The sequence below is a fragment of the Methylobacterium durans genome, from assembly GCF_003173715.1.
In the GTDB taxonomy this organism is placed as follows: Bacteria; Pseudomonadota; Alphaproteobacteria; order Rhizobiales; family Beijerinckiaceae; genus Methylobacterium; species Methylobacterium durans.
Genome location: NZ_CP029550.1, coordinates 3786509 through 3807455 on the forward strand (window position 1 = coordinate 3786509; position 20947 = coordinate 3807455).

General features: G+C 70.6%; 14 protein-coding genes and 3 pseudogenes. 8 read left to right on the forward strand and 9 right to left on the reverse strand.

Translation table 11 applies throughout. The features are described from left to right. Positions 1–119 precede the first annotated feature (119 nt). From DK389_RS17335 to DK389_RS17345, 3 genes and pseudogenes are all read right to left on the reverse strand, one after another. The gene (locus DK389_RS17335; protein WP_109891420.1) at positions 120–602 is read right to left on the reverse strand and encodes a DUF2059 domain-containing protein; all 483 of its coding nucleotides are present in this window, start codon (positions 600–602) and stop codon (positions 120–122) included. A gap of 129 nt (positions 603–731) precedes the next feature. Beyond that, positions 732–1939 (reverse strand): annotated as a pseudogene (locus DK389_RS17340) (acetyl-CoA C-acetyltransferase). A 125-nt stretch (positions 1940–2064) separates the two neighbouring features. Beyond that, positions 2065–3858, reverse strand: a complete 1794-nt coding sequence (locus tag DK389_RS17345; protein ID WP_109891422.1) for an acyl-CoA dehydrogenase C-terminal domain-containing protein — start codon at positions 3856–3858, stop codon at positions 2065–2067. Positions 3859–4139: 281 nt separating this feature from the next. Here DK389_RS17345 and DK389_RS17350 point away from each other — a divergent pair, with 281 nt between their 5' ends. Together DK389_RS17350 and DK389_RS17355 are read left to right on the forward strand one after the other, a co-directional pair. After that, positions 4140–7475 carry a hypothetical protein gene (locus DK389_RS17350; RefSeq protein ID WP_335645476.1) on the forward strand — a complete coding sequence of 1112 codons (3336 nt, stop codon included), beginning with the start codon at positions 4140–4142 and terminating at the stop codon, positions 7473–7475. A gap of 133 nt (positions 7476–7608) precedes the next feature. Next, entirely contained in the window at positions 7609–8046 is a 438-nt protein-coding gene (locus DK389_RS17355; protein WP_109891424.1) for a DUF3429 domain-containing protein, read from the forward strand. Between the two features lie 9 nt (positions 8047–8055). On the opposite strand, the gene pdeM is transcribed toward DK389_RS17355, so the two are convergent. The 3 genes from pdeM to DK389_RS17370 are packed head-to-tail and all read right to left on the reverse strand — an operon-like array spanning position 8056 to position 12294. Then, entirely contained in the window at positions 8056–8769 is a 714-nt protein-coding gene (pdeM, locus tag DK389_RS17360; protein WP_109896500.1) for a ligase-associated DNA damage response endonuclease PdeM, read from the reverse strand. A 35-nt stretch (positions 8770–8804) separates the two neighbouring features. After that, positions 8805–11339, reverse strand: coding sequence for a ligase-associated DNA damage response DEXH box helicase (locus tag DK389_RS17365; RefSeq protein WP_109891426.1), 2535 nt, complete (start codon positions 11337–11339; stop codon positions 8805–8807). After that, on the reverse strand, positions 11332–12294 hold the full coding sequence (locus DK389_RS17370) for an alpha/beta hydrolase (RefSeq protein ID WP_109891428.1): 963 nt from the start codon (positions 12292–12294) through the stop codon (positions 11332–11334). The genes DK389_RS17365 and DK389_RS17370 overlap by 8 nt, the downstream gene beginning before the upstream one ends. 277 nt (positions 12295–12571) lie before the next feature. Here DK389_RS17370 and DK389_RS17375 point away from each other — a divergent pair, with 277 nt between their 5' ends. Together DK389_RS17375 and DK389_RS17380 are read left to right on the forward strand one after the other, a co-directional pair. Then, entirely contained in the window at positions 12572–12925 is a 354-nt protein-coding gene (locus DK389_RS17375) for a DUF6460 domain-containing protein (RefSeq protein WP_109891430.1), read from the forward strand. Positions 12926–12983: 58 nt separating this feature from the next. Beyond that, positions 12984–14330: pseudogene (locus DK389_RS17380) on the forward strand (MATE family efflux transporter); the annotation flags it as partial. Positions 14331–14844: 514 nt separating this feature from the next. On the opposite strand, the gene DK389_RS17390 reads toward DK389_RS17380, so the two are convergent. After that, positions 14845–15234 carry a tautomerase family protein gene (locus DK389_RS17390; protein WP_109891432.1) on the reverse strand — a complete coding sequence of 130 codons (390 nt, stop codon included), beginning with the start codon at positions 15232–15234 and terminating at the stop codon, positions 14845–14847. 182 nt (positions 15235–15416) lie between these two features. Here DK389_RS17390 and DK389_RS17395 point away from each other — a divergent pair, with 182 nt between their 5' ends. After that, entirely contained in the window at positions 15417–16301 is an 885-nt protein-coding gene (locus tag DK389_RS17395; protein ID WP_109891434.1) for an HpcH/HpaI aldolase/citrate lyase family protein, read from the forward strand. 54 nt (positions 16302–16355) lie between these two features. Here DK389_RS17395 and DK389_RS17400 read toward each other — a convergent pair whose 3' ends face one another. Next, positions 16356–17432, reverse strand: coding sequence for a quinone-dependent dihydroorotate dehydrogenase (locus tag DK389_RS17400; protein WP_109891436.1), 1077 nt, complete (start codon positions 17430–17432; stop codon positions 16356–16358). Then, positions 17429–17776, reverse strand: coding sequence for a DUF952 domain-containing protein (locus DK389_RS17405; RefSeq protein WP_109891438.1), 348 nt, complete (start codon positions 17774–17776; stop codon positions 17429–17431). The genes DK389_RS17400 and DK389_RS17405 overlap by 4 nt, the downstream gene beginning before the upstream one ends. A 225-nt stretch (positions 17777–18001) precedes the next feature. Here DK389_RS17405 and DK389_RS17410 point away from each other — a divergent pair, with 225 nt between their 5' ends. The 3 genes and pseudogenes from DK389_RS17410 to DK389_RS17420 all read left to right on the forward strand — a co-directional run bounded on the left by DK389_RS17410 (position 18002) and on the right by DK389_RS17420 (position 20924). Further along, complete coding sequence (locus tag DK389_RS17410; RefSeq protein ID WP_109891440.1) at positions 18002–18634, forward strand: S24 family peptidase; 633 nt, start codon at positions 18002–18004, stop codon at positions 18632–18634. A 92-nt stretch (positions 18635–18726) separates the two neighbouring features. Continuing rightward, positions 18727–19805, forward strand: a pseudogene (locus tag DK389_RS17415) (ATP-binding protein). 141 nt (positions 19806–19946) lie between these two features. Then, positions 19947–20924: a Tim44 domain-containing protein gene (locus DK389_RS17420; protein WP_109891442.1), complete on the forward strand. Its 978-nt coding sequence runs from the start codon at positions 19947–19949 to the stop codon at positions 20922–20924. Positions 20925–20947: the final 23 nt, after the last annotated feature.

The window sequence follows — 20947 nt, forward strand, 5'->3', positions numbered from 1 at the left end:
GCACAGGGATTTGAGTCTCGGTGCCGGTCCTTCGGGCGGGGCCGGAGCCGTTGGGCTCCGGCCGCCTCGCGTCAGGGCGGCATCGGCCGAACCGGCCGTCCGTCCCGAGGCGCGTCGCCTTACTTCGCCGGCATCGGCATTCCGGCCGGGCCGCCGCCGTTCTCGCCGGCTGCAGCGACCGTCAGCATGTTGATGAGCTTCGTCACCGCATTCTGCGAGATCGTAGTCACCGTCGAGGACGGGTCGGCGTTGATCGTCTGGAACTTCTGGTAGGTCTTGTCGTCGTAGATCTCGTTGATGCGCTTCAGCTCGGCGAGCGAGAACTTGTCGGCGTATTCCTTGGCAAGACCCTCGGTCATGATCCCGCGCTGGTTCTCGAACTCGGCGCGGATCTCCTTGCGGATCGCGTCGGCCTTCTCGTCCTTCATCGGCGCGACGGTTTTTTCCAGGGCGACGTTGAACCCGTTCTCCAAGTTCTTGATCACGGTCTTCTGAACAAGAATCTTGGCCTCGGCGAGCTTGTCCGCGGCCTCGTCGGCGCGGGCGGCGAGCGGCAGGGTAAGGGCCGTCGTCAGGCAGAGGGTGGCGAGCAGTCGCATCATCGTGGCGTTTCTCCCGTGGCTGGTGTCGTGAGGCCGCACCGTTCGCCGCTACGGCCGCGCGCCCTCTATCAGCCCGCGCAAGGGTTTGGGAGGCGCGGCGTCGGTGCCGCACCCCCGGCGCTGCGTTTTTCACACCCGCTCGATGATGGTCGCCGTGCCCATGCCAGCGCCGATACAGAGCGTCACGAGAGCGCGTTCCTTGCCGGTGCGCTCCAATTCGTCGAGCACCGTGCCGAGAATCATCGCCCCGGTGGCGCCGAGCGGGTGGCCCATCGCGATGGCGCCGCCGTTCACGTTCACCTTGGCCGGGTCGAGGTCGAAGGCCTGCTGGAAGCGGAGCACCACGGAGGCGAAGGCCTCGTTGATCTCGAACAGATCGATGTCGGACAGGTTCATGCCGGCGCGCTTCAGGACCTTGCGCGTCACGTCGACGGGGCCGGTCAGCATCAGGGCCGGGTCGGAGCCGATGTTGGCGAAGGCCCGGATCCGCGCGCGGGGCTTCAGCCCGGCGCCGTCCCCGGCCTCCTTCGAGCCGATCAGCACCGCCGCGGCGCCATCGACGATGCCCGACGAATTGCCGGCGTGGTGGACGTGGTCCACGACCTCGACGTCCGGATGCGCGTCTGTCGCGACCGCGTCGAAGCCGCCCATTTGGCCCATCTGCACGAAGGAGGCCTTGAGCTGGCCGAGGGACTGCATGTCGGTGCCCGGCCGCATGTGCTCGTCGCGGTCGAGCAGCGTGATGCCGTTCACGTCCTTCACGGGCACCACGGAATTGCGGAACAGGCCCTCGCCCCAGGACTTCGCGGAACGCTTCTGCGACTCGACTGCGTAGCCGTCGCAATCGTCACGGCTGAATCCGTACTTCGTCGCGATCAGGTCGGCCGAGACGCCCTGGGGCATGAAGTAGGACTTGATGGCGATGTGCGGATCGACCGGCCAGGCGCCCCCGGAGGCACCGAGCCCGACGCGGCTCATCGATTCGACGCCGCCGCCGACCGTCATGTCGTGTTGACCGGCCATGACCTGGGCGGCCGCGAAATTGATCGCGTCGAGGCCCGAAGCGCAGAAGCGGTTGATCTGAACGCCGGGGACATGGGTGCCGTAATCGGCCACCAGGGCCGCCGCGCGGGCGATGTCGCCGCCCGCCTCGCCGACCGGATCGACGCAGCCGAGCACCACGTCGTCGACGCGCCGCGTATCGAGGGCATTGCGCGCCTGGATCGCCCGAAGCGCGGTCTCCGCGAGCCGCAGCGCCGTGACCTCGTGCAGCGAACCGTCCGGCTTGCCGCGCCCGCGGGGGTGCGGACGTGATCGTAGATGTAGGCCTCGGGCATGTGGGTTTCCTCGTTGTCCGACCGCCGGGTCGTGAGGGGTTGGCCGTATCCGGAGAGGCCGCACCCTGTCCCTCTCCCGAACGGGAGAGGGGACCCGCACTCAATCCTGCATCAAGCCGGCATTCTCAGAACGCCTCGACGGGCAGCGCCATCGTGGTGTCGGCGCCGACCTTGATGCGGGCGAGGCGCACGGCCGTCTCCGGCAGCATCCGCTCCATGTAGAATCGGCCGGTGACGAGCTTGGAGTCCATCCGCTCGGCCGAGCCGGTCCCCTGCCGCTTCCTCGCCGCCGCCGCCTTGGCGATGCGTGCCCACATGTAGCCCATCGCGACGAGGCCGAGGAGGTGCATGTAGTCGGTGGCGCCCGCGCCTGCGTTGTCGGGCTTCGCCATCGCGTTCTGCATGAACCACATGGTCGCGCCCTGCAGGTCGTTGAGCGCCGCCTGCAGCGGACCGGTGAAGGCCTTCAGCGCCTCGTCCTCGTTGTGGTCCTTGATGAAGGTTTGAACCTCGCCGAGGAAGGTCATCATGGCGCGGCCGCCGTCCTTGGGCAGCTTGCGGCCGATCAGATCCATTGCCTGGATGCCGTTGGCGCCCTCGTAGATCATCGCGATGCGGGCATCGCGCACAAATTGCGACATGCCCCATTCCTCGATGTAGCCGTGCCCGCCGAACAGCTGCTGGGCCGCGACCGCGTTCTCGAAGCCCCTATCGGTGAGCACACCCTTCACCACCGGGGTCATCAGGCCCATGTGGTCGTCGGCCGCTTGCCGCTCCTTTGCATCCTGCGAGCGGTGGACGATGTCGGATTGCAGCGCCGTCCAGAGCACGAGCGCGCGGGCCGCCTCGTTGAAGGCGCGGATCTGCATCAGAGTGCGGCGCACGTCGGGGTGCACGATGATCGGGTCGGCCGCCTTCTCGGGGGCCTTCGCGCCGGTGAGCGCACGCCCTTGAAGCCGGTCCTTCGCGTAGGCGACCGCGTTCTGGTAGGCGACCTCGGACTGGCCAAGCCCCTGCACGCCGACGGCGAGCCGTGCCTCGTTCATCATCACGAACATAGCGTTGAGCCCGCGATTGGCCTCGCCGACGAGCCAGCCCTTAGCGCCGTCGTAGTTCATGACGCAGGTCGAATTGCCGTGTATGCCCATCTTGTGCTCGATCGAGCCGCAGGACACGCCGTTGCGCTCGCCAACCGACCCGTCCGCGTTCACGAGGAACTTCGGCACCACGAAGAGCGAGATGCCCTTGGTGCCGGCCGGCGCGCCCTCGATGCGGGCGATGACGAGATGCACGATGTTCTCGGACATGTCGTGCTCGCCGGCCGAGATGAAGATCTTGGTGCCGGTCAGGCTGTAGGAGCCGTCGCCGTTCGGGGCCGCTTTGGTCTTGAGAAGGCCGAGATCCGTGCCGCAATGGGGCTCGGTGAGGTTCATGGTGCCGGTCCAGGCCCCCTCGACCATCTTCGGCAGGTAGGTCTTCTTCTGCTCCTCGGAGCCGTGCACGAGGAGCGCCGCGATCGCGCCCTGGGTCAGGCCCGGATACATCGCGAGGGCGAGGTTCGCGGACGAGGCGAATTCCTGGATCGCGGTGTTCAGAATCTGGGGCAGGCCCTGGCCGCCGAATTCCTCGGGCACCGAGAGACCCATCCAGCCGCCGGCGGCATAGGCATCGTAGGCGGCCTTGAAGCCCTTCGGCGTGGCGACCGAACCATCGGCGTTGCGGGTGCAACCCTCTTGGTCGCCGGGAAGGTTCACCGGGGCCAGCATTTCCTCGGCGAGCTTACCGCCTTCCGAGAGCACGGCCTCGACCACGTCGGGGGAGGCGTCCGCGAAGCCGGGTAGATTGTCGTGCCTGTGGATGCCGAGCACGTCGTTGAGCAGGAACAGCACGTCCTCGACCGGGGCGCGATAGCTCGGCATCTCGTATCCTCCGTCAGGGGCGTTCGGTCGCCCTCGATAGCACGGCCGCGCTTCTCGGCAGCGCGACTCTCTTGATAGTTCATATGTAAACTATCTCGGCACCGGAGGGCAAGAGGGGTCGGCGGCGGACCGCTGGGTCCTATTGTCCGAAACGAGACCCTGCTTAACGGGGTGTTTACCAAGAAAGTTAATTGTTCGGGCCAACGGCTCGGTCTGCTGAACCTGCGCGAATCTGCGGGCGAGGCGGCGGCCGGCACCGGAAGTCGCCGACCCCAGGTCCGATGATGACACGCAACGCCTCCCCGAGCTTCGAGGGCTTCGATCCGGACGTGATCGAGGCGGCCCGGGAGGTCGCCCGCCGCGCGGGCGTGCCGCTCGAGACCTGGATGGCGTCGGTCCTGCCCGCGGAGAAGAAGCCCGCGCGCCGGCGCCGGTCCGCCGCGGAGACCAAGGCCGAAGCGAACTCACCCGCGACGGAAACCGATCTGCCGGCACGGACGCCTCCGGCGGCCGAGATCCCGGCGGCTGCACCGGATGTCAGCCAGCGATTCTCCGAGACGCTCGACGCCCTGATGACCCGCCTCGACGCGATCGATCGCACGATGGCCGAGGACCGCAAGGCGTCCCGCGACGCGGCCGGGCACCGCATTGCCGAGATCGAGACCCGCATCGCGGAAGTCGTCGGGGCGGGCACGGAGCCCGTCCAGAAGGTCGCCGAGCGGCTCGGCGACATCGAGCGCCGCATGAACGAGCTCGGCGAGCAGCTCGCCGCGCCGCGTCCCCTCGGACGCCGCGGCCGCCCGGCCGTCGCCGAGAAGCGCGACGCCGTCAGCGAGATCCGTCAGCGCCAGCGCGAGCTCGACGCCGCGAGCGGCGATCCCGGCACCGTCGGCACGATGCAGCGGGATCTGGAGAGCCGGCTCGACCCGTCGCGCACGCCGTCCCCGGCGATCAGCGAGCTGCAGCGCGAGACCAGCCGCCTGCGCGAATCGATCGGCGGACTCGCGACCGGGCGCGACGTCGGCGCGCTGGAGCAGGCGATGCTGTCGCTGGCAGACGGTGTGCAGCGGACGCAGGAGCCCGCCGACCTCGCCGCCATCGCCGGGCCGATCGAGCTGATCCGCGTGCAGGTCGAGCGCCTCGCCGACGACGTGGCCGACAACGTGCACGCTCGGGTCGCGAGCGACGTCGAACGCCTCGCCGCCCGCGTCGACAGCGCGCTCACCGGTGGGGCTCCGGGCTTCGCCGACCGCGACGCGCTCGCGAACCTCTTCGGCGAGCTCGACGAGATCCGCCGACTGATCGCCTCGCTCGCGGGACCCGAGCGCATCCAGAGCCTCGCGCAGGGCGTTCAGGCGATCAGCGCCCAGATCGCGCAATTGCAGCACGGCTACGGCGTCGACCATTCCGAGATGGCGAAGCTGCGTCCCCTGCTTGAGGAGATCCGCTCCGGCCTCAAGGCGCCGAATGCCGGCGACCTCGCGGGCCAGATCCAAGCGATGGCGGAGAAGCTCGACGCCCTCCACGACAGCGCCTCGCGCTCCGCCCCCGCCGAATCGCGGGCGATCCTCGGGCGCATCGACGCGCTCGCCGACCGGATGGAGCGCGTGAGCGCGAGTCCCGTCGGCGATCTCATCGACCGGCTCGAGGATATCGGCGAGAGCCTGCGAAAGCCGGCACCCCCGAGCGCGGAGCTCGCCTCGATCCAGGGTCAGTTGCGAAACCTCGCCGAGAAGGTCGACCGCGTCGGCGCGAAGGATGGCGGCGAGGGGCTCGACGCGCTGGAGCGTCAGGTGCTCGCGCTCACGAACCGGATCGATGCCCGCGGCGCGGATCCGACGCTCGCGAGCCTCGAGCGGACCATGAGCGAGCTGCTGCATCAGGTCTCGGCCCTCCGGGAGGAGTCGCCGATCGAGGCCGCGGCGGAACTCGCCGCGCGGAACGCCGTCGCGGAGGTGGTCGGGCGCACCCACGGCGCGGACGCGGCGGAACTGGGCGGCCTGCGTGCCGCCTTCGCCGATCTCGTGATCCGGCACGAGGCGTCGGATCACCGCCTGCAATCGACCCTTGAGGGCGTCCAGACCGCCCTCGACAGGCTCGTCACGCGTCTCAGCCTGCTCGACGGCGACGCGACAGTCCTGCGCGCCGCGCCGCGGGCAGCACAGGCCGTCGAGGAGCCGATCGACGAGCGGCTCCTCTCCTCGACCAGCATGCCGGCGCCGCGGATGCGCGCGGCCAAGCGGCCGGAACTGCCCCGTGTTCCGGTCGGTGCTCCGTCGCCGTCCGCCGAGCCCGGCCGCATTGCCGACGAGCTTCTGGAGCCCGGCGCCGGCCGTCCGTCGCGCGAGCGGTCCGCGGAGGCTGCCGAGCCCGGCGAGGCCTCGGCCGACATCAAGACCAGCTTCATCGCGGCAGCCCGCCGCGCCGCCCAGGCCGCGCAGGCCGAGGTCGCCTCCGAGGCGAGCCTTGCGACCGACGTCAGGGGAGAGCGCTCCGCCCTCCGCGCCTCCCTCGCGGCGCCTCGGCCGGCGAGCCGCACCTCGCGGCTGAAGGCCGAGATCGACCGGCGCCGCCGGCCCCTGCTGCTCGGCCTCGCCGCGATCGTCCTCGTGCTCGGTGCGCTGCAGGCGCTCGGGCTTCACGAGGACCCGGCGCCAGCGCCGGTCGCCGCACCGCAGGTGGTGGAGGCCGCTCCGCGCGACGCCGCGCCGCCAGCCGACTTGCAGGGTCAACCGTCGCCCCAGGCCGCGGCGCCCGCGGAGGCTGCGCGGCCGCCGGTCACCGCCGACCCGCAGACCACTCAGGCGATCGGTGGCCCCGCCGCCGAGGCGCCTCGCGCGACGCCGCCGGCGAAGTCGGCCGCACCGCAGATCGCCGGTATGGGCGGTTTCGCGGGGGAGCTCGCGAGCGTCCCGACCGGCCTCGCCAAGCTCCGCCAGGCGGCCCTGGAGGGTGATGGGGCCGCGATCTACGAACTCGCCGCGCGCGAGGCGGACGGCCGCGGGATGCCACGTGATCTTGCCCTCGCGGCCAAGCTCTACGAGAAGCTCGCCGCGAGCGGCTACGCCCCGGCGCAATACAAGGTCGCCGGCCATTACGAGAAGGGCTCGGGCGTGGTGCGCGACCTCGGCCAGGCGAAGCTCTGGTACGGCCGTGCGGCCGAACAGGGGCACGCCCGCTCGATGCACAACCTCGCCGTGCTCTACGCCGAAAATCCCGGTCCCTCCGGGCGGCCGGACTACGCCACCGCCTCCTCCTGGTTCCGGCGGGCGGCCGAGTTCGGCGTGCGCGACAGCCAGTACAATCTCGCCGTCCTCTACGCCCGCGGCATGGGCGTCACGCAGGATCTCGTCCAATCCTACGCGTGGTTCTCCGCCGCAGCCGCGCAGGGGGACGAGGATGCCGCCAAGAAGCGCGACGATGTCGGCGCCAAGCTCCCGCCGAGCGATCTTGCCAATGCGCGCAGCATCGCCGCCGGCTTCAAGCCCCGCAAGGCCGAGCCGCTCGTCAACGAGCCGCCGCAACCCAAGGACGCCCCGGGCGCGATGACGCTGCTCGGCGCCCCGCCGCCGCCTGCCCTCGCTGGCGGCTTCCAGCCGGCCAAGAACCGGATCTGAGCCGACGAAACGACGGCACGCCGGCGAAGCTTGGCCATATTGCCGCAGCGCGGGAACCGCGTGGCATGAGAGCCGTATAATCGTTCGGACGTGCCGATCCCGCGGGGTCGGCGCCTTTCAACCGGGAGTGCGGATGGCGCGCGTGACACCGGTTCCCCTCGGGGCCGTCATCCTCGGCGTCGCCGGGCTGATCCCGTTCCTCGGCTTTGCGGCGCTCGCCGTGAGCGGCACGGACGGGGGGCTCGGCACCATCGGCCTGTCGCCGCGCACGATCCTGTCCGCCTACGGCGCCGTCATCGCCTCGTTCCTCGGCGGCATCCGCTGGGGCGCCGCGGCCGCGCGCAATGCCGGCAACGCCGATTACCTCGTGGCCATCGTGCCCTCCCTCCTGGCCTGGGCGGCGCTGGCCGCGCCGGCTCCCTGGGATCTGCGCATGCTCGGCGGACTTGTCCTGGCCTGGGGGCTCATCGACCAGGATCTGCCCCGGCGCGGCTTGGTGCCGACATGGCTCGGCCGCCTGCGGCTGGTGCTGTCCGGGGTGGCAGGCGCCGCGCTCCTGATCGCGGCCTGAGCTCGAGTCTCAGTCTCGCGCGAGCATCGTGCGGCCGATCGCGAAGACGCGGCCGTCGCCGAGGAGGTGTGCGGTGAAGCCGCCGGGAAAGAGCGGCTCGAAGGCGCGGTCGCGCACGTTCAGCCCGCCGGTATACGCGCCGAAGGCCGGCATGATCAGGCGGTGACCGTCCGTGACAAAGCAGCGGCGGCGCACGGCGCGCCCGCGCATCGCGACCTTGCCGCAGGGATGGAGATGCCCCGCGATCTCGCCCTCGGCGGCGTCCGGCGTCGGCTCGTGGCGGAGCGTGAGGCCGCCGAGGCTCAGCGTCTCGGCGTAGCGTCCGCCGACACCCTCGTTGACTGCCGCGTCGTGATTGCCGGCGATCCAGACCCAATCCCGGCCCTCCTGCAAGGCCGCGATCATGGCCCGGTCTCCGGGCTCCATCCGCTCGGGCCCGCGCGCATCGTGGAAGGAGTCGCCCAGCGCCACCACGCGGTGCGGGTCGAAACGGGCGATCGCCTCGTGCAGGCAGGCCAGGGTCTCGCGGGTGTCGTAGGGCGGCAGGAATTGGCCGGATCGCGCGGCGTAGGACGAGCCCTTCTCCAGATGGAGATCGGAGACGACGAGGGTGCGGTGGGCCTCCAGCCAGAGGCCGCCGCACAGGTCGAGGGTCAGGCTCTCGCCGGCCAGCGTCAGGCCGGGGGCCTTGGTGGTCTTCTCAAGTCTCTGGCCGAGCGCCAAGATCGCATCCTCACGCGTGATGAGGGCGTCATCGCTCACGCCAGCGCCTCTTCGAGAAGCTGTGCCTCGGCCTCAGCCAGAATCTCGTCGGCCCCCTCGCCGTAGACCCGTTCGCGCCCGATCTCAAGCATGACGGAGACGGAGAGGGGCGAGACGCGGTCGAGCGCCTTGTGGATGATTCGCCCCTGGATGCGCCTTAGCATCATGCCGAGGCGCCTCACGTCGAGGAGTCCGGTTGCCGCATCCTGGCGGGCTGCACGCAGGAGGAGGTGGTCGGGCTGGTGCTTGCGCAGCACGTCGTAGATGAGGTCGGTCGAGATCGTGACCTGGCGGCCCGTCTTCTTCTGGCCGGGAAAGCGTCGCTCGATCAGCCCGGCGATCACGGCGCATTGTCGGAAGGTGCGCTTCATCATTGCGGATTCGTCGAGCCACGCCTCCAGATCGTCGCCGAGCATGTCCTCGGCGAACAGCGCCTCCAGGAAATCCGGCTCGAACCCGATCCGCTCGCCGACGTCGCGCGTCGTCCAGATGGCGATGCCGTAATCGTTGGCCGCGAAGCCGAGAGGCCTCAACCGCGCCCGCTCCAGGCGCCGCGTCAGCAGCATGCCGAGTGTCTGGTGGGCGAGACGGCCCTCGAACGGGAAGGCCGTGACGTAGTGCCGGCCGCCGCGGGGGAAGGTCTCGACGAGGAGGTCGCGCGGTCCCGGCAGCAGGGAGCGGCGGCGCTGCTGCAGGAGGTAATCCGAGACCTGCCGCGGCAGGCGGTCCCACTCGAACGGATCGGCGATGAGGGCGCGCACCCGCGCGGCGAGGAAGGTGGAGAGCGGGAACTTAGCGCCCGCGTAGGAGGGGATCGCCGGGTCGGTGCCGGGGCCCGCCTTCGTCACCAGCGCCTCATCCTCGGTGAGGCCCTCGAAGCGCAGCACCTCGCCGGCGAACAGGAAGGTGTCGCCGACGGTGAGCGTCTCTGCGAAATCCTCCTCGATCTCGCCCAGCACCCGGCCGGTCCTCGGCAGAACCGTGCCGGGCTTTCCGCGCAGCGCGCGGGCGAGGCGGACCTTCACCGTCGTCGCCTCGATGATGGTGCCGACATTCATCCGGTATTGCTGGGCGACGCGCGCGTCGCGCACCCGCCAGCGCCCGTCCGGCCCGCGCAGGATCTTGGCGAAGCGCTCGTAGGCCCGGAGCGCGTAGCCGCCGGTGGCCACGTAGTCGACGACCTGCTCGAAATCCTCCCAGGTCAGGCCTGCGTAGGGCGCGGCCGTCGTCACCTCGTCATAGAGCGCGACCGGATCGAAGGCGTCGGCGCAGGCCATGCCGAGGACGTGCTGGGCGAGCACGTCCGGCGCGCCGATCCGCGCGTCGGGCGTGTCCTGCGCGGCCTCCTCGACGGCATCGAGGGCCGCCTGGCACTCGAGGATCTCGAACCGGTTCGCCGGCACCAGATAGGCCTTGGAGGGCTCGTCCATGCGGTGGTTCGCCCGACCGATCCGCTGCATGATCCGGCTCGCGCCCTTCGGCGCGCCGATATTGACGACGAGATCGACGTCGCCCCAGTCGATGCCGAGATCGAGGGTGGCGGTGCAGACGATCGCCCGCAATTGCCCGGCCGCCATCGCCGCCTCGACGCGGCGGCGCTGCTGCGCGTCGAGGGACCCGTGGTGGAGCGCGATCGGCAGCACGTCGTCGTTGAGCCGCCAGAGTTCCTGGAACGTGTACTCGGCCTGGAGACGCGTGTTGACGAAGACCAGCACCGTGCGGTGCGCCCGGATCAGGTCGTAGATCGCGGGCATCGACTGGTAGGCGGTGTGGCCGGCGAGCGGTAGCCGCAGGTCGATTTCCAGCATGCGCAGGTCGGGCTTGGCGCCACCCGCGACGACGACGAGGTCGGCCATCGGACCGCTGCTCGGCGCGCGATCCCCCTCGCCGGAAGGCGCCGGGAGCGCTGTTTGCGGGACGAGGTACTTCCGCAGCTCGTCGGGCTCGCGCACCGTCGCCGACAGGCCGACCGCCGTCAGGCCGTGGCTGAGGCGGTGGAGGCGGGCGAGCGCCAGCGAGAGCAGATCCCCGCGCTTCGAGGTGACGAGGGCGTGCAGCTCGTCGAGGATCACGCAGCGGAGCGAGCCGAACAGCTCCGCCGCTTCCCGGTGCGCGATCAGGAGCGAGAGCTGCTCGGGCGTCGTGAGCAGGATGTCCGGCGGCCGCTCGATCTGCCGCGTCCGCTTGTGAGCGGGGGTGTCGCCGGTGCGGGTCTCGACCCGGACGGACAGGCCCATCTCGGCGATCGGCGCGTCGAGATTGCGGGCGATGTCGACGGCGAGCGCCTTTAATGGCGACACGTAGAGCGTGTGCAGGCCGCCGCCCATCTTGGACGGCGGCCGCTGCGAGAGCGCGACGAGGCTCGGCAGGAAGCCGGCGAGTGTCTTGCCCGCGCCGGTCGGGGCGACGAGGAGCGCTGAGCGGCCTCCGCCGGCGAGGCGCAGGAGGTCGAGCTGGTGAGGCCGCGGCCGCCAGCCGCGCCGCGCGAACCAATCCGCGAAGACGGGCGGCAGGTAAGGGCCTTCAGGCAAGGGCAGTGAGGAAGCGGTCGATCAGCTCGAGCGCCCGCTCGCTCATCTCGCCGGGATAGCGCACGAAGACGTGGCAGCCGCCGGGATAGACCGCGGTATGGCCGCCATTGCCGGCCACCGCCCAGCGGGCCGACATGTAGAGGGTGTCGTCGATGAGCGGATCGGCGGTACCGATCGTGAACAGGGCCGGCGGCAAGCCCTTGAGGTCGGCGTAGAGGGGCGAGACGTCCGGCCGGCGCCGGTCGACCCCCGCGCGCACGTAATCGTCGGCGAAGCGGGTGAGGTCGCGCGTGTTCACCACGAGCCGCTCCTCGCCCCAATTGCGCACACTCGGCGTCAGCCCGAGGTCGTAGAAGCCCGCATTGAGGTTGGCGCCCCGGAAGGCACGGGGCATCTTGTGCCGGTCGCGCAGGCGCAGCAGCACCATCACGGCGAGGTGCGCGCCGACCGACTCGCCTCCGATCGTCAGCGCCTGCACGCCGAGCTCCGTCTTGCCGGGACCGGCGAGCCAGAGGGCCGCGGCCTCGCAATCTTCCAGCGCCGCGGGGTAGGGGTGCTCCGGCGCGAGCCGGTACTCCACCGAGAGGCAGACGAAGCCGCAATTGTCGGCGATTCGCTCCAGCCAGGGGTCCTGCTCGTCGGCCGAGCCCCACACCCAGCCACCCCGATGGATGTGGAGGTAGGCACCGCGGGCCGTTTGTCCGGGCCGCAGGCGGGGACGGATCACCCGCAGGGACAGGGGACCGCCCGGCCCCTCGATCGTCAACGTCTCGGCCCGGGCGCTGCGCGGCATCGCAGGCGAGGCCTGGGTGCCGCGACGGCGGCGCGCGCGCACCTCCGCAATCGGCAGGTCCCAGGGATCCTCCTGCGCGGCGTGCGCGGCGACGATCTCGGCGTTGAGCCGCTTCGTTTCGGGATCGATCGTCGCCGGGTCGAAGAGGGCGTGGTCGATCATAGGGCCTTCGTCTCGTCGGTGGAGTTCGAGGGTAACACGGTTGCGCACAAGCTTGGACGGTCCATCCCGCTTCGGCACACGCGGCTGATTGCGCAAGGCTCGAAGGCGGGCGGTCCGTGTGATCTTGGCGGGCCGGCGCCGCATTGCCATCTCGGGGTAGGGCGCGAAACCGCCTAACGCTCCAGGCCGCGGCGGGTTTCGCGGAAGGTGTGACGCATCCGTCACGCTTCCGCCGGGTTCGGGCGGTTGGAAGAGGCGAATTCGCCGAGGAACACGCATGATCGTCGAGCACGACCCGCGCCGCCAGGGTTCTCAGTACCAGGGCTCGCCGTACCAGGCGCCGCCGCACGGCTACGGCGGGCAGCGATCGTCAACGCTGCGCCGCTTCCTGGGTGGTTCGCCGGCCGCGGTCTTCCTGCGCCTGCTGTTCCTGTCGATCCTCGTCGGCGCCTTCATGGCAATGCTCGGCCTGACGCCGGCGCGCCTGTTCTGGCACGCCTACGACACGGTGCGCGCGCTGGTCGATCTCGGCCTCGAGGCGTTCCACGATTTCGGCGGCTGGATCGTCGCGGGAGCGGTCGTGGTCGTGCCCTTGTGGTTCATCTCGCGCCTGTTCGCAGTCTCGAAGTAGCGCCGTCCGCCTCCCTCGTGGAGGCGGCGCTCTCATCCTCGAAGTCGGACCTCACGCCATGCACGCCCCGGTGCCCGTGACCGGGCGGCGCGTCCTCGCCCTCGCCCTGCCGATGACGCTGGCGAACGTCACGACGCCGATGCTCGGCTTCGTCGGGGCGGCCGTGATCGGGCGCCTCGGCGACGCGGCGCTGCTCGGCGCTATGGCGCTCGGGGCCGTGATCTTCGACGCGATCTTCTGGTCCTTCGGGTCGCTGCGCATGGCGACCGCCGGCCTCACCGCGCAGGCGGTCGGCGCCCGCGACGGATCGGAAGTCGACCGGACGCTCGCCCGCGCTCTGGCGGCGGGGGCGATCGCCGGCCTCGCCATCGTCGTCCTTCAGGTGCCGCTCGGCGCGGGCGCCATTGCGGTGAGCGGCGCGAGCCCGGCCGTGGCGGAGGGGCTCGCCACCTACTTCCACGTCCGCATCTTCGCCGCGCCCTTCACGCTCGCGAATTACGCGGTGCTCGGCGCGGTGCTCGGGCGCGGGCGCACCGATCTCGGGCTGCTGCTGCAGGTCGCGATCAACTGCGCCAACATCGCGTTGACCCTGCTCTTCGTTCTCGTCTTCGGCTGGAACCTCGCCGGCGCGGCCGGGGCCACGCTGCTCGCCGAGGCGTTCGGCCTCGTTCTCGGCCTCGCGATCCTCGCCCGGCTCGGCACCCATCCCTTCCGAGTGCCGCTCGCGTCCGTGCGCGATCCAGCTGCCCTCCGGCGGATGCTGAGCGTCAACCTCGACGTCCTGATCCGGACGCTCGCGCTCGTCGCGGGCATCGCCCTGTTCTCGGCGCTCGGGGCGCGGATGGGCGACGTGACGCTCGCCGCCAACGCGGTCCTGTGGAATCTCTTCCTGATCGGCGGCTTCTTCCTCGACGGCTTCGCCACCGCGGCGGAGACCCTGTGCGGTCAGGCGATCGGTGCGCGCTCGGTCGACGCGTTCGGGCGGGCCGCGCGCCTCAGCATGCTCTGGTGCCTCGGATTCGGTGTGGCCGTGAGCCTGATCGCCAATCTCGGGGGTGATCTGTTCATCGCCTCGGTGACGACGAACGCGGAGGTGCGCGCGGTGGCGCGCCACTACCTGCCGCTCGCCGCGCTCGGACCGCTCGTCGCGGCGACACCCTTTGCCTACGACGGGATCTACATCGGCGCGACCTGGACGCGGGCCATGCGCGACCTGATGCTCGCCGCCGTCCTCGCCTACACGCTGGTGCTGGCGCTGCTGGTCTGGGTCGGGCTCGGCAATACCGGCCTCTGGATCGCCTTCCTGGCCTTCCTGGCCGCTCGCGGCATCGGCCAGGCGCTCGCCTATCCGAGGCTGTTGCGGAAGACCTTCGCGCTCGAAGCCGGCCGTGCGTCGGCACCGGCCCGGGAATCGCCCGGGGCTGAGCCTCGCCCGGGCTCAGCGCGGGTCCTTCCAGCCCGAGCCGGACACGGAGCCGGTCTGCGTCGGTGCACGCGGCGTCAGGCTCGGCTGAGAAGCCGAGGATGCCGCCGGTTCGGCACCGCGCTGGACGTAGCGGCGAACGGGAGCCGCCTCGGCGCGGGAGCGACGATAGGCACGGACGCGACGGTAGCGGCGCCCGCCGGCGCGCTCGCTCGACGAGCCGACCACCCCGCCGATGACGGCGCCCGCCACCGCCCCGATCGGCCCGCCGACGATGGCGCCGGCCACCGCGCCCGAACCGACGCCGATCGTCGTGCTGCTGCCAGCGAGCGCCAACTGCGGCGCCGCCGCTGCCGCGACGAGCATCAGGCTGAAACAGACTGCCTTCATGGCGTGTCCTCCCCCTTCCGGTACGGCGCCGCTTTCGCAGCCGAACATGACCAAACGGGGGCGCGGCGGATGTCCCCGCAGCTGCCGGACGAGGCTCTCTGTCCGTTCAGAGCTCTCCGGTGAGGAACTGAGCGCGCCCGTGGCCGAAGCTCCAATCCTCGTCGGAATTGACCACGCACGAGACCATGACGTCGGCCGGAGCGATGCCGCAGCGGGCTTCGAGCTTCTCGGTCAGGAGGCGGTAGAAAGCCTGCTTCATCTCCTGCGAGCGGGGCCGGGTGATCATCTGCACGACAACGACGTCGCGGGTCCGCGGTATGCCGAGCCCGGTGTCCTCGATCACCATCCGCGACGGCTTGTGCTCGTTGACGATCTGGTAGCGGTCCCCGGGCGGCACGCGGAATGCTTCGAGCATCGCCTCGTGGGCAGCGTCGAGGAGCGTCTTCAACTCGGTCTCGGAGCGGCCCTCGATCAGGTCGAAGCGAAGAAGGGGCATGGGATCTCTCGTGGATGGCTTGGATGAAGCGGCTTCCGTAGCAGTCGCCGAAGGGTTCTGCCGCACTGGCACGGTGGCGCGGTATCAAACTTCGCCGTTTATCGCGGATTTTTCTTGGGCGCCTCGTGGCACGGCCGACGCCTTGCTCTAAACGGTTGCCGCAAACCACGAGGAAGCAGCTCATGTCCGATCTTCGCCTGCGCCGCAGCGTGCTCTACATGCCGGGATCGAATCCGCGCGCGCTCGAGAAGGCCAAGACGCTGCCCGCCGATTCGCTGATCCTCGACCTGGAGGACGCGGTCGGGCCCGAGGAGAAGGAACTCGCCCGCGAGCAGGTCTGCGCAGCGGCGCGCAGCGGCGCATACGGCGACCGCGAGATCATCATCCGGGTGAACGCGCCGCAGACGCCCTGGGGCGACGCGGACCTGCGCGCCGCCATCGAGGCGTGCCCCGACGCGATCCTGATGCCGAAGGTCTCGTCGCCGGCGGTGCTGGAGAGCATCGCAGACCATCTGGAGGCTCTCGACGCGCCGCCGGAGATCAAGATCTGGGCGATGATCGAGACGCCGGCCGCGATCCTCAACATTCAGAAGATCGCCGCCGCCCGCCGCGACCCGCGCACCCGGCTCACCTGCTTCGTGCTCGGCACCAACGATCTCGCCAAGGACACCTGGGCGCAACTCGTGCCCGGGCGCGTGCCGATGCTGCCCTGGATCATGTTCACGCTGGCTGCCGCCCGTGCGGAGGGGCTGACCATCCTCGACGGCGTCTGGAACGACATCGGCGACGTCGAGGGCTGCCGCGTCGAGTGCCGCCAGTCCCGCGACCTCGGCTTCGACGGCAAGACGCTGATCCACCCGAACCAGCTTGAGCCCGCCAACACCTCCTTCGCCCCGACCGAGGAAGAGGTGCGCCGCGCCCGCCTCGTGATCGAGGCGTTCGACCTTCCCGAGAACGCCAAGCGCGGCGCCATCAAGGTCGAGGGACGCATGTACGAGCGGCAGCATATCGGCATGGCCAAGCGCGCCGTGGTCTGGTCCGAGGCGATCGCCGCCAAGGGGCACTGAACGGCTCCAAGACGGCATCGCCCCTGCCCGAGCAGGGACGACGCCGATGCCGGTTCACGCGGACCGCGCCAATTCGGCCGCGTCCCGTCCTACGACGGCGGACAGGCCGGTCAGTCCCTCCGCCTTCAGGCGTGCGACGAGGCCGGTCTTGATCTCTGACACGAGGCCCGGGCCCGCGTAGACGAGGGCGGAGTAGAGCTGCAGCAGGGTCGCTCCCGCCCGGATCTTGGTCCATGCGGCCTCGGCCGAGTCGATCCCGCCGACGCCGACGAGGGGCACCCGGCGTTCGACGCGCAGATAGGTCTCAGCGAGGAGGCGCGTGGCCGGACCGAAGAGCGGGCGGCCGGAGAGACCGCCGGTCTCCCGGGCGAGCTCCGACTCGGCGAGGCTCGCGGGTCGCGCCACCGTGGTGTTCGAGACGACGAGTCCCTGCACCCCCCGGCGAAGCGCCGTCGCGCAGATCGCGTCGAGGCTGGCGAGATCGATGTCGGGAGCGATCTTGAGGAGGAGCGCAGTGTCGGGATGGACCGCGTCGCGAGCCTCGACCACGCGCGCCAGGAGCTCGTCGAGGAAGGCTTCGCCCTGCAGGTCGCGCAGGCCCGGCGTGTTCGGCGAGGACACGTTGACGGTGATGAAGGCGACGAGGGGTGCGAGCGCCCGCGTGCAGGCGACATAGTCGGCGAGCCGGTCGGTCGAATCCTTGTTCGCGCCGATATTGACCCCGACGAGGCCGGGCCGGCTCCGGCGCGCTTCGAGCCGCCGCGCGACGACCGCCAGGCCCTCGCTGTTGAGCCCGAACCGATTGATGACGGCACCGTCACGGGCCAGGCGGAAGACTCTCGGCGTCGGGTTGCCGGGTTGGGCCCGCGGCACTACGCCGCCGACCTCGACGAAGCCGAACCCGAGGCCGAGCATCGCGTCGGGCACCTCGGCGCCCTTGTCGAAGCCGGCCGCGAGCCCGACCGGGTTCGGGAAGCGGCGCCCGATCGCATCGATTGTCAGGCGTGGGTCGTCCGGAGCCGGCCGCCGCGGCGGCATCAGGCTCAGCGCCCGTAAGGTCAGATTGTGCGCGCTCTCGGCGTCGAGACCGTGCAGGATCGGGCGGACGAGGGGGAAGAGGGCGCCGATCATGCGCGCACCTCGCCCGGAAAGACGTAATCACCGTCGGCCCCGAGCAGGATCGGGTGGACCGCGCGCACCGCCGAGAGCGGCAATTCCGCGTAGAGATGCGGGAACAGCTCTCCGCCGCGCGAGGGCTCGTAGCGCAGGGCCTCGCCGAGGTCGTCGGCCTCGATGGCGATGAGGAGCAGATCGTCTTGGCCGGCGAAGTGGCGCGATGCGGTCGCGGCCACTTGGCCGGCCGTCGAGAAGTGGATGAACCCATCCGCATGATCGACGGGAGCGCCGCTGAATCGGCCCGTTCGCTCGGCCTCCCGCCAGAGGCTCTCGGGACAGATCTTGTAGATGAGCGGCATCTTGGTTTCCGGCCTGCGCATAGGACAGCCCGTCGTTAAGGCCGGGGCGGCATCCGGCGCAACCGTCGGCCGCAGCGACGGCGGTGCGGTCCATGACATTGTCTGCGAGCTACCGCGCCGCAGCCCCGAAACATTCGTAAGCTCAATTGCCTTTTCGGCTCCGTAGTTCTACTTTCCTACAACTAGGCCGTGCGTCTTAGCGGTCGACCCAGCCTTGAGCCCGAGATGCTGTCCCACGAGCAGATCTGGACTGCGATCGATCGCTTGGCCGAGCGTCACGGCTTTTCCGCCTCCGGCCTCGCCCGGCGGGCCGGCCTCGACGCGACGAGCTTCAACCGCTCGAAGCGGATCGGCCCGGACGGCCGCAAGCGCTGGCCTTCGACGGAATCGATCTCGAAGGTTCTCGTCGCCACCGGCGCGAGCCTCGACGAATTCCTGCGCTTGATCGAGCCCCGCGAGGGACCCCCGCGGGCGATGATTCCCCTCATCGGCATGACGCAGGCCGGCGCGGGCCGCCTCTTCAACGACGAGGGGATGCCGACCGGTGGCCCGGGCTGGGAGGAGATCGAGTTTCCCGATCTCGGGGAGGAGCGCGCCTTCGCCCTGGAGGTGCAGGGCGATTCGATGGCTCCGCTCTACCGGGACGGCGACGTTCTCATCGTCTCGCCGACGGCGGGCCTGCGCAAGGGCGACCGGGTGGTGGTGCGGCTCGGCACGGGCGAGGTGCTGGCGAAAGAGATGCGGCGCCGCACGGCGCGCACGATCGAGCTCGCCTCGCTCAATCCGGACCATGAGGATCGGCTCGTGAATGTCGGCGACGTCGCCTGGATGGCCCGGGTGATGTGGGTGCGCCAGTAGGGACGCCTCGCCCCTCCCTCGACCGGTCGCGCCGTTCTCGCTATCCCTGATGGTGTCATGTGGGCTCCTGGCCCTTCGAGGCCGACAGCGCGATGCCAGAGCCCGTAACGGACGGATTGAGCGGCGCGGCCGGGATCGACCCGGCCTGGATGGCGCTCCTCGACGCCGCTGCAATCCCTGCATTTCTCACGGACCCGCGCCGGGACGGCGAGCCTCTCGTCTACGCAAATCCCGCTTTCCTCGCCCTGAGCCGCCGGGGCGCCGATGAGGTGTGCGGGCGTGGCATCGCGACCCTCTGGCCCGGCGCGGTGCCGGGGGTGGACGGGAGTGCCGCAGAATTCCTCGCCACGGCCGGCGACGGGACAAGCTTCTGGGCGAGCCTGACGCTGGCGCCCGTCGCCGACTCTCCCTACGGGCTCGGCCAGGTGGTCGATGTGACGCGGCGTCATGAGCTGGAGGGCGCGCTCGCGCTCTCCCGTCAGCGCGAGGCGCTCGGCCTCCTGACGAACAGTGTCGCACACGAGTTCAACAACTTCCTGCAGATCCTGATCGGTTACATCGACGGGCTGAAGCGCCGTCTCTCGGACCGGCCGGAACCCTTCATCCAGCGGGCCGTGACCCGCTCGACGGACGCGGCGGAGCGGGCCGCCGTGCTGACGCGCCAGCTTCTCGCCTTCTCCCGCCGGATCGCGCCCGAGGTTCGCGCCGTCGATCTCGATGCGGTCGTCGCCGAGATCGCCGAGCGCCTGCGCCCGTCCCTGCCGTCGAGCATCGCGCTCGCCGTCGAGACGACGCCGGATCTGCCGCGGGCGCTGAGCAACCCGACGCAGCTCGAACTCGCGCTGGCCCATATCGTGGCCAATGCCTGCGAGGCGATGCCGCGGGGCGGCACGATCACGATCGCGACATTTCCCGTGCCGGTGGGCGACCGCACGATCCAGCGCCCGGCCGATGGCGCGGTCGGTATCGCGATCAGCGACACCGGCACGGGCATGTCGCCCGAGATGCTGGCCCGGGCGCTCGCGCCCTTCGCGACGAGCCGCGAGGCGGGGCGCGGGGCGGGTCTCGCCATCGTCCACGGGCTCATGAAGCGCCAGAACGGCACCGTCGCGATCGACAGCCGTCAGGGGACGGCACCAGCGTTCGGCTGATCTTCCCGGCCGCCGCGTGAAGGAAGCCTTCATCACGCCGCCGATCGATTGCGGATCGCACGCGAAATCCCGCGCGGAAGCGGACTAAAACTTCCGCCCAGCCGTCACCATATTGTCGGTGGCGCTCACGCCACCACGTTTTCTCTCGCAGAGGCGTATCGATGCTCACCTCCACCACGCGCCGCAAGCGCACCGCGGCCCTCCTCGCGCTCGCAGCAGCGCTGACGGTCGCGGCGCCGGTCGTCGAGGCCCGTCCGGGCGGCGGCGGCTCCGTCGGCTCGCGCGGAAGCCGCACCTTCAACGCACCGTCCGCGACCACCACGGCGCCCGGCACGGCCGCGCCGATCCAGCGCTCGCAGACCCAGCCGGGTCCGGGCATGTCCAATCCCGGCATGCAGGCTCCGAACCAGGGTCGTCGCTTCGGCGGTGGCTTCTTCGCGGGGCTTCTCGGGGCGGGCCTTCTCGGCGCGCTTATCGGCGGCGGCTTCTTCGGCGGCCTCGGCGGCATCGCCTCGTTCCTCGGCCTCCTGCTGCAGGTCGGCCTCATCGTCGGCCTGATCGTGCTGGCGGTGCGGTTCTTCCGCCGTCGCCAGCAGCCGGCCGGAGCGGGCGCGCCCTACGCCCGGCAGGGCCTCGACAACGGCCCCGACCCCCGCGGCCAGCCCGGTCCCGGCGGCATGGCGGCCGGCGGTCTCGGCGGCATGATGGGCGGCGGCGCGCAGCGTCCCCCGCAGCAGCGCCCGGTCCAGATCGGCCCGCAGGACTACCAGGTCTTCGAGCGGATCCTGGGTGACGTGCAGGACGCTTATTCCCGCGAGGACATGGTGACGCTGCGCAACATCGCGACGCCGGAGATGGCGGGCTACTTCGAGGAGGAGCTGCGCGCGAACGCCGCCCGCGGCATCGTCAACCGGATCTCGGACGTCAAGCTTCTGCAGGGCGACCTCGCGGAAGCCTGGGGCGAGGGTCAGGCCGAGTACGCCACGGTCGCGATGCGCTATGCGCTGAAGGACGTGAAGCTCGACCGGAACACGAACCGCGTCGTCGAGAACGAGCCGGCCGAAGCCACCGAGGTCTGGACCTTCGTGCGCGGCACGGGCCGTCCCTGGACGCTCTCGGCGATCCAGCAGACCGCCTGACGGCGTCGAGACGATTACTCCCG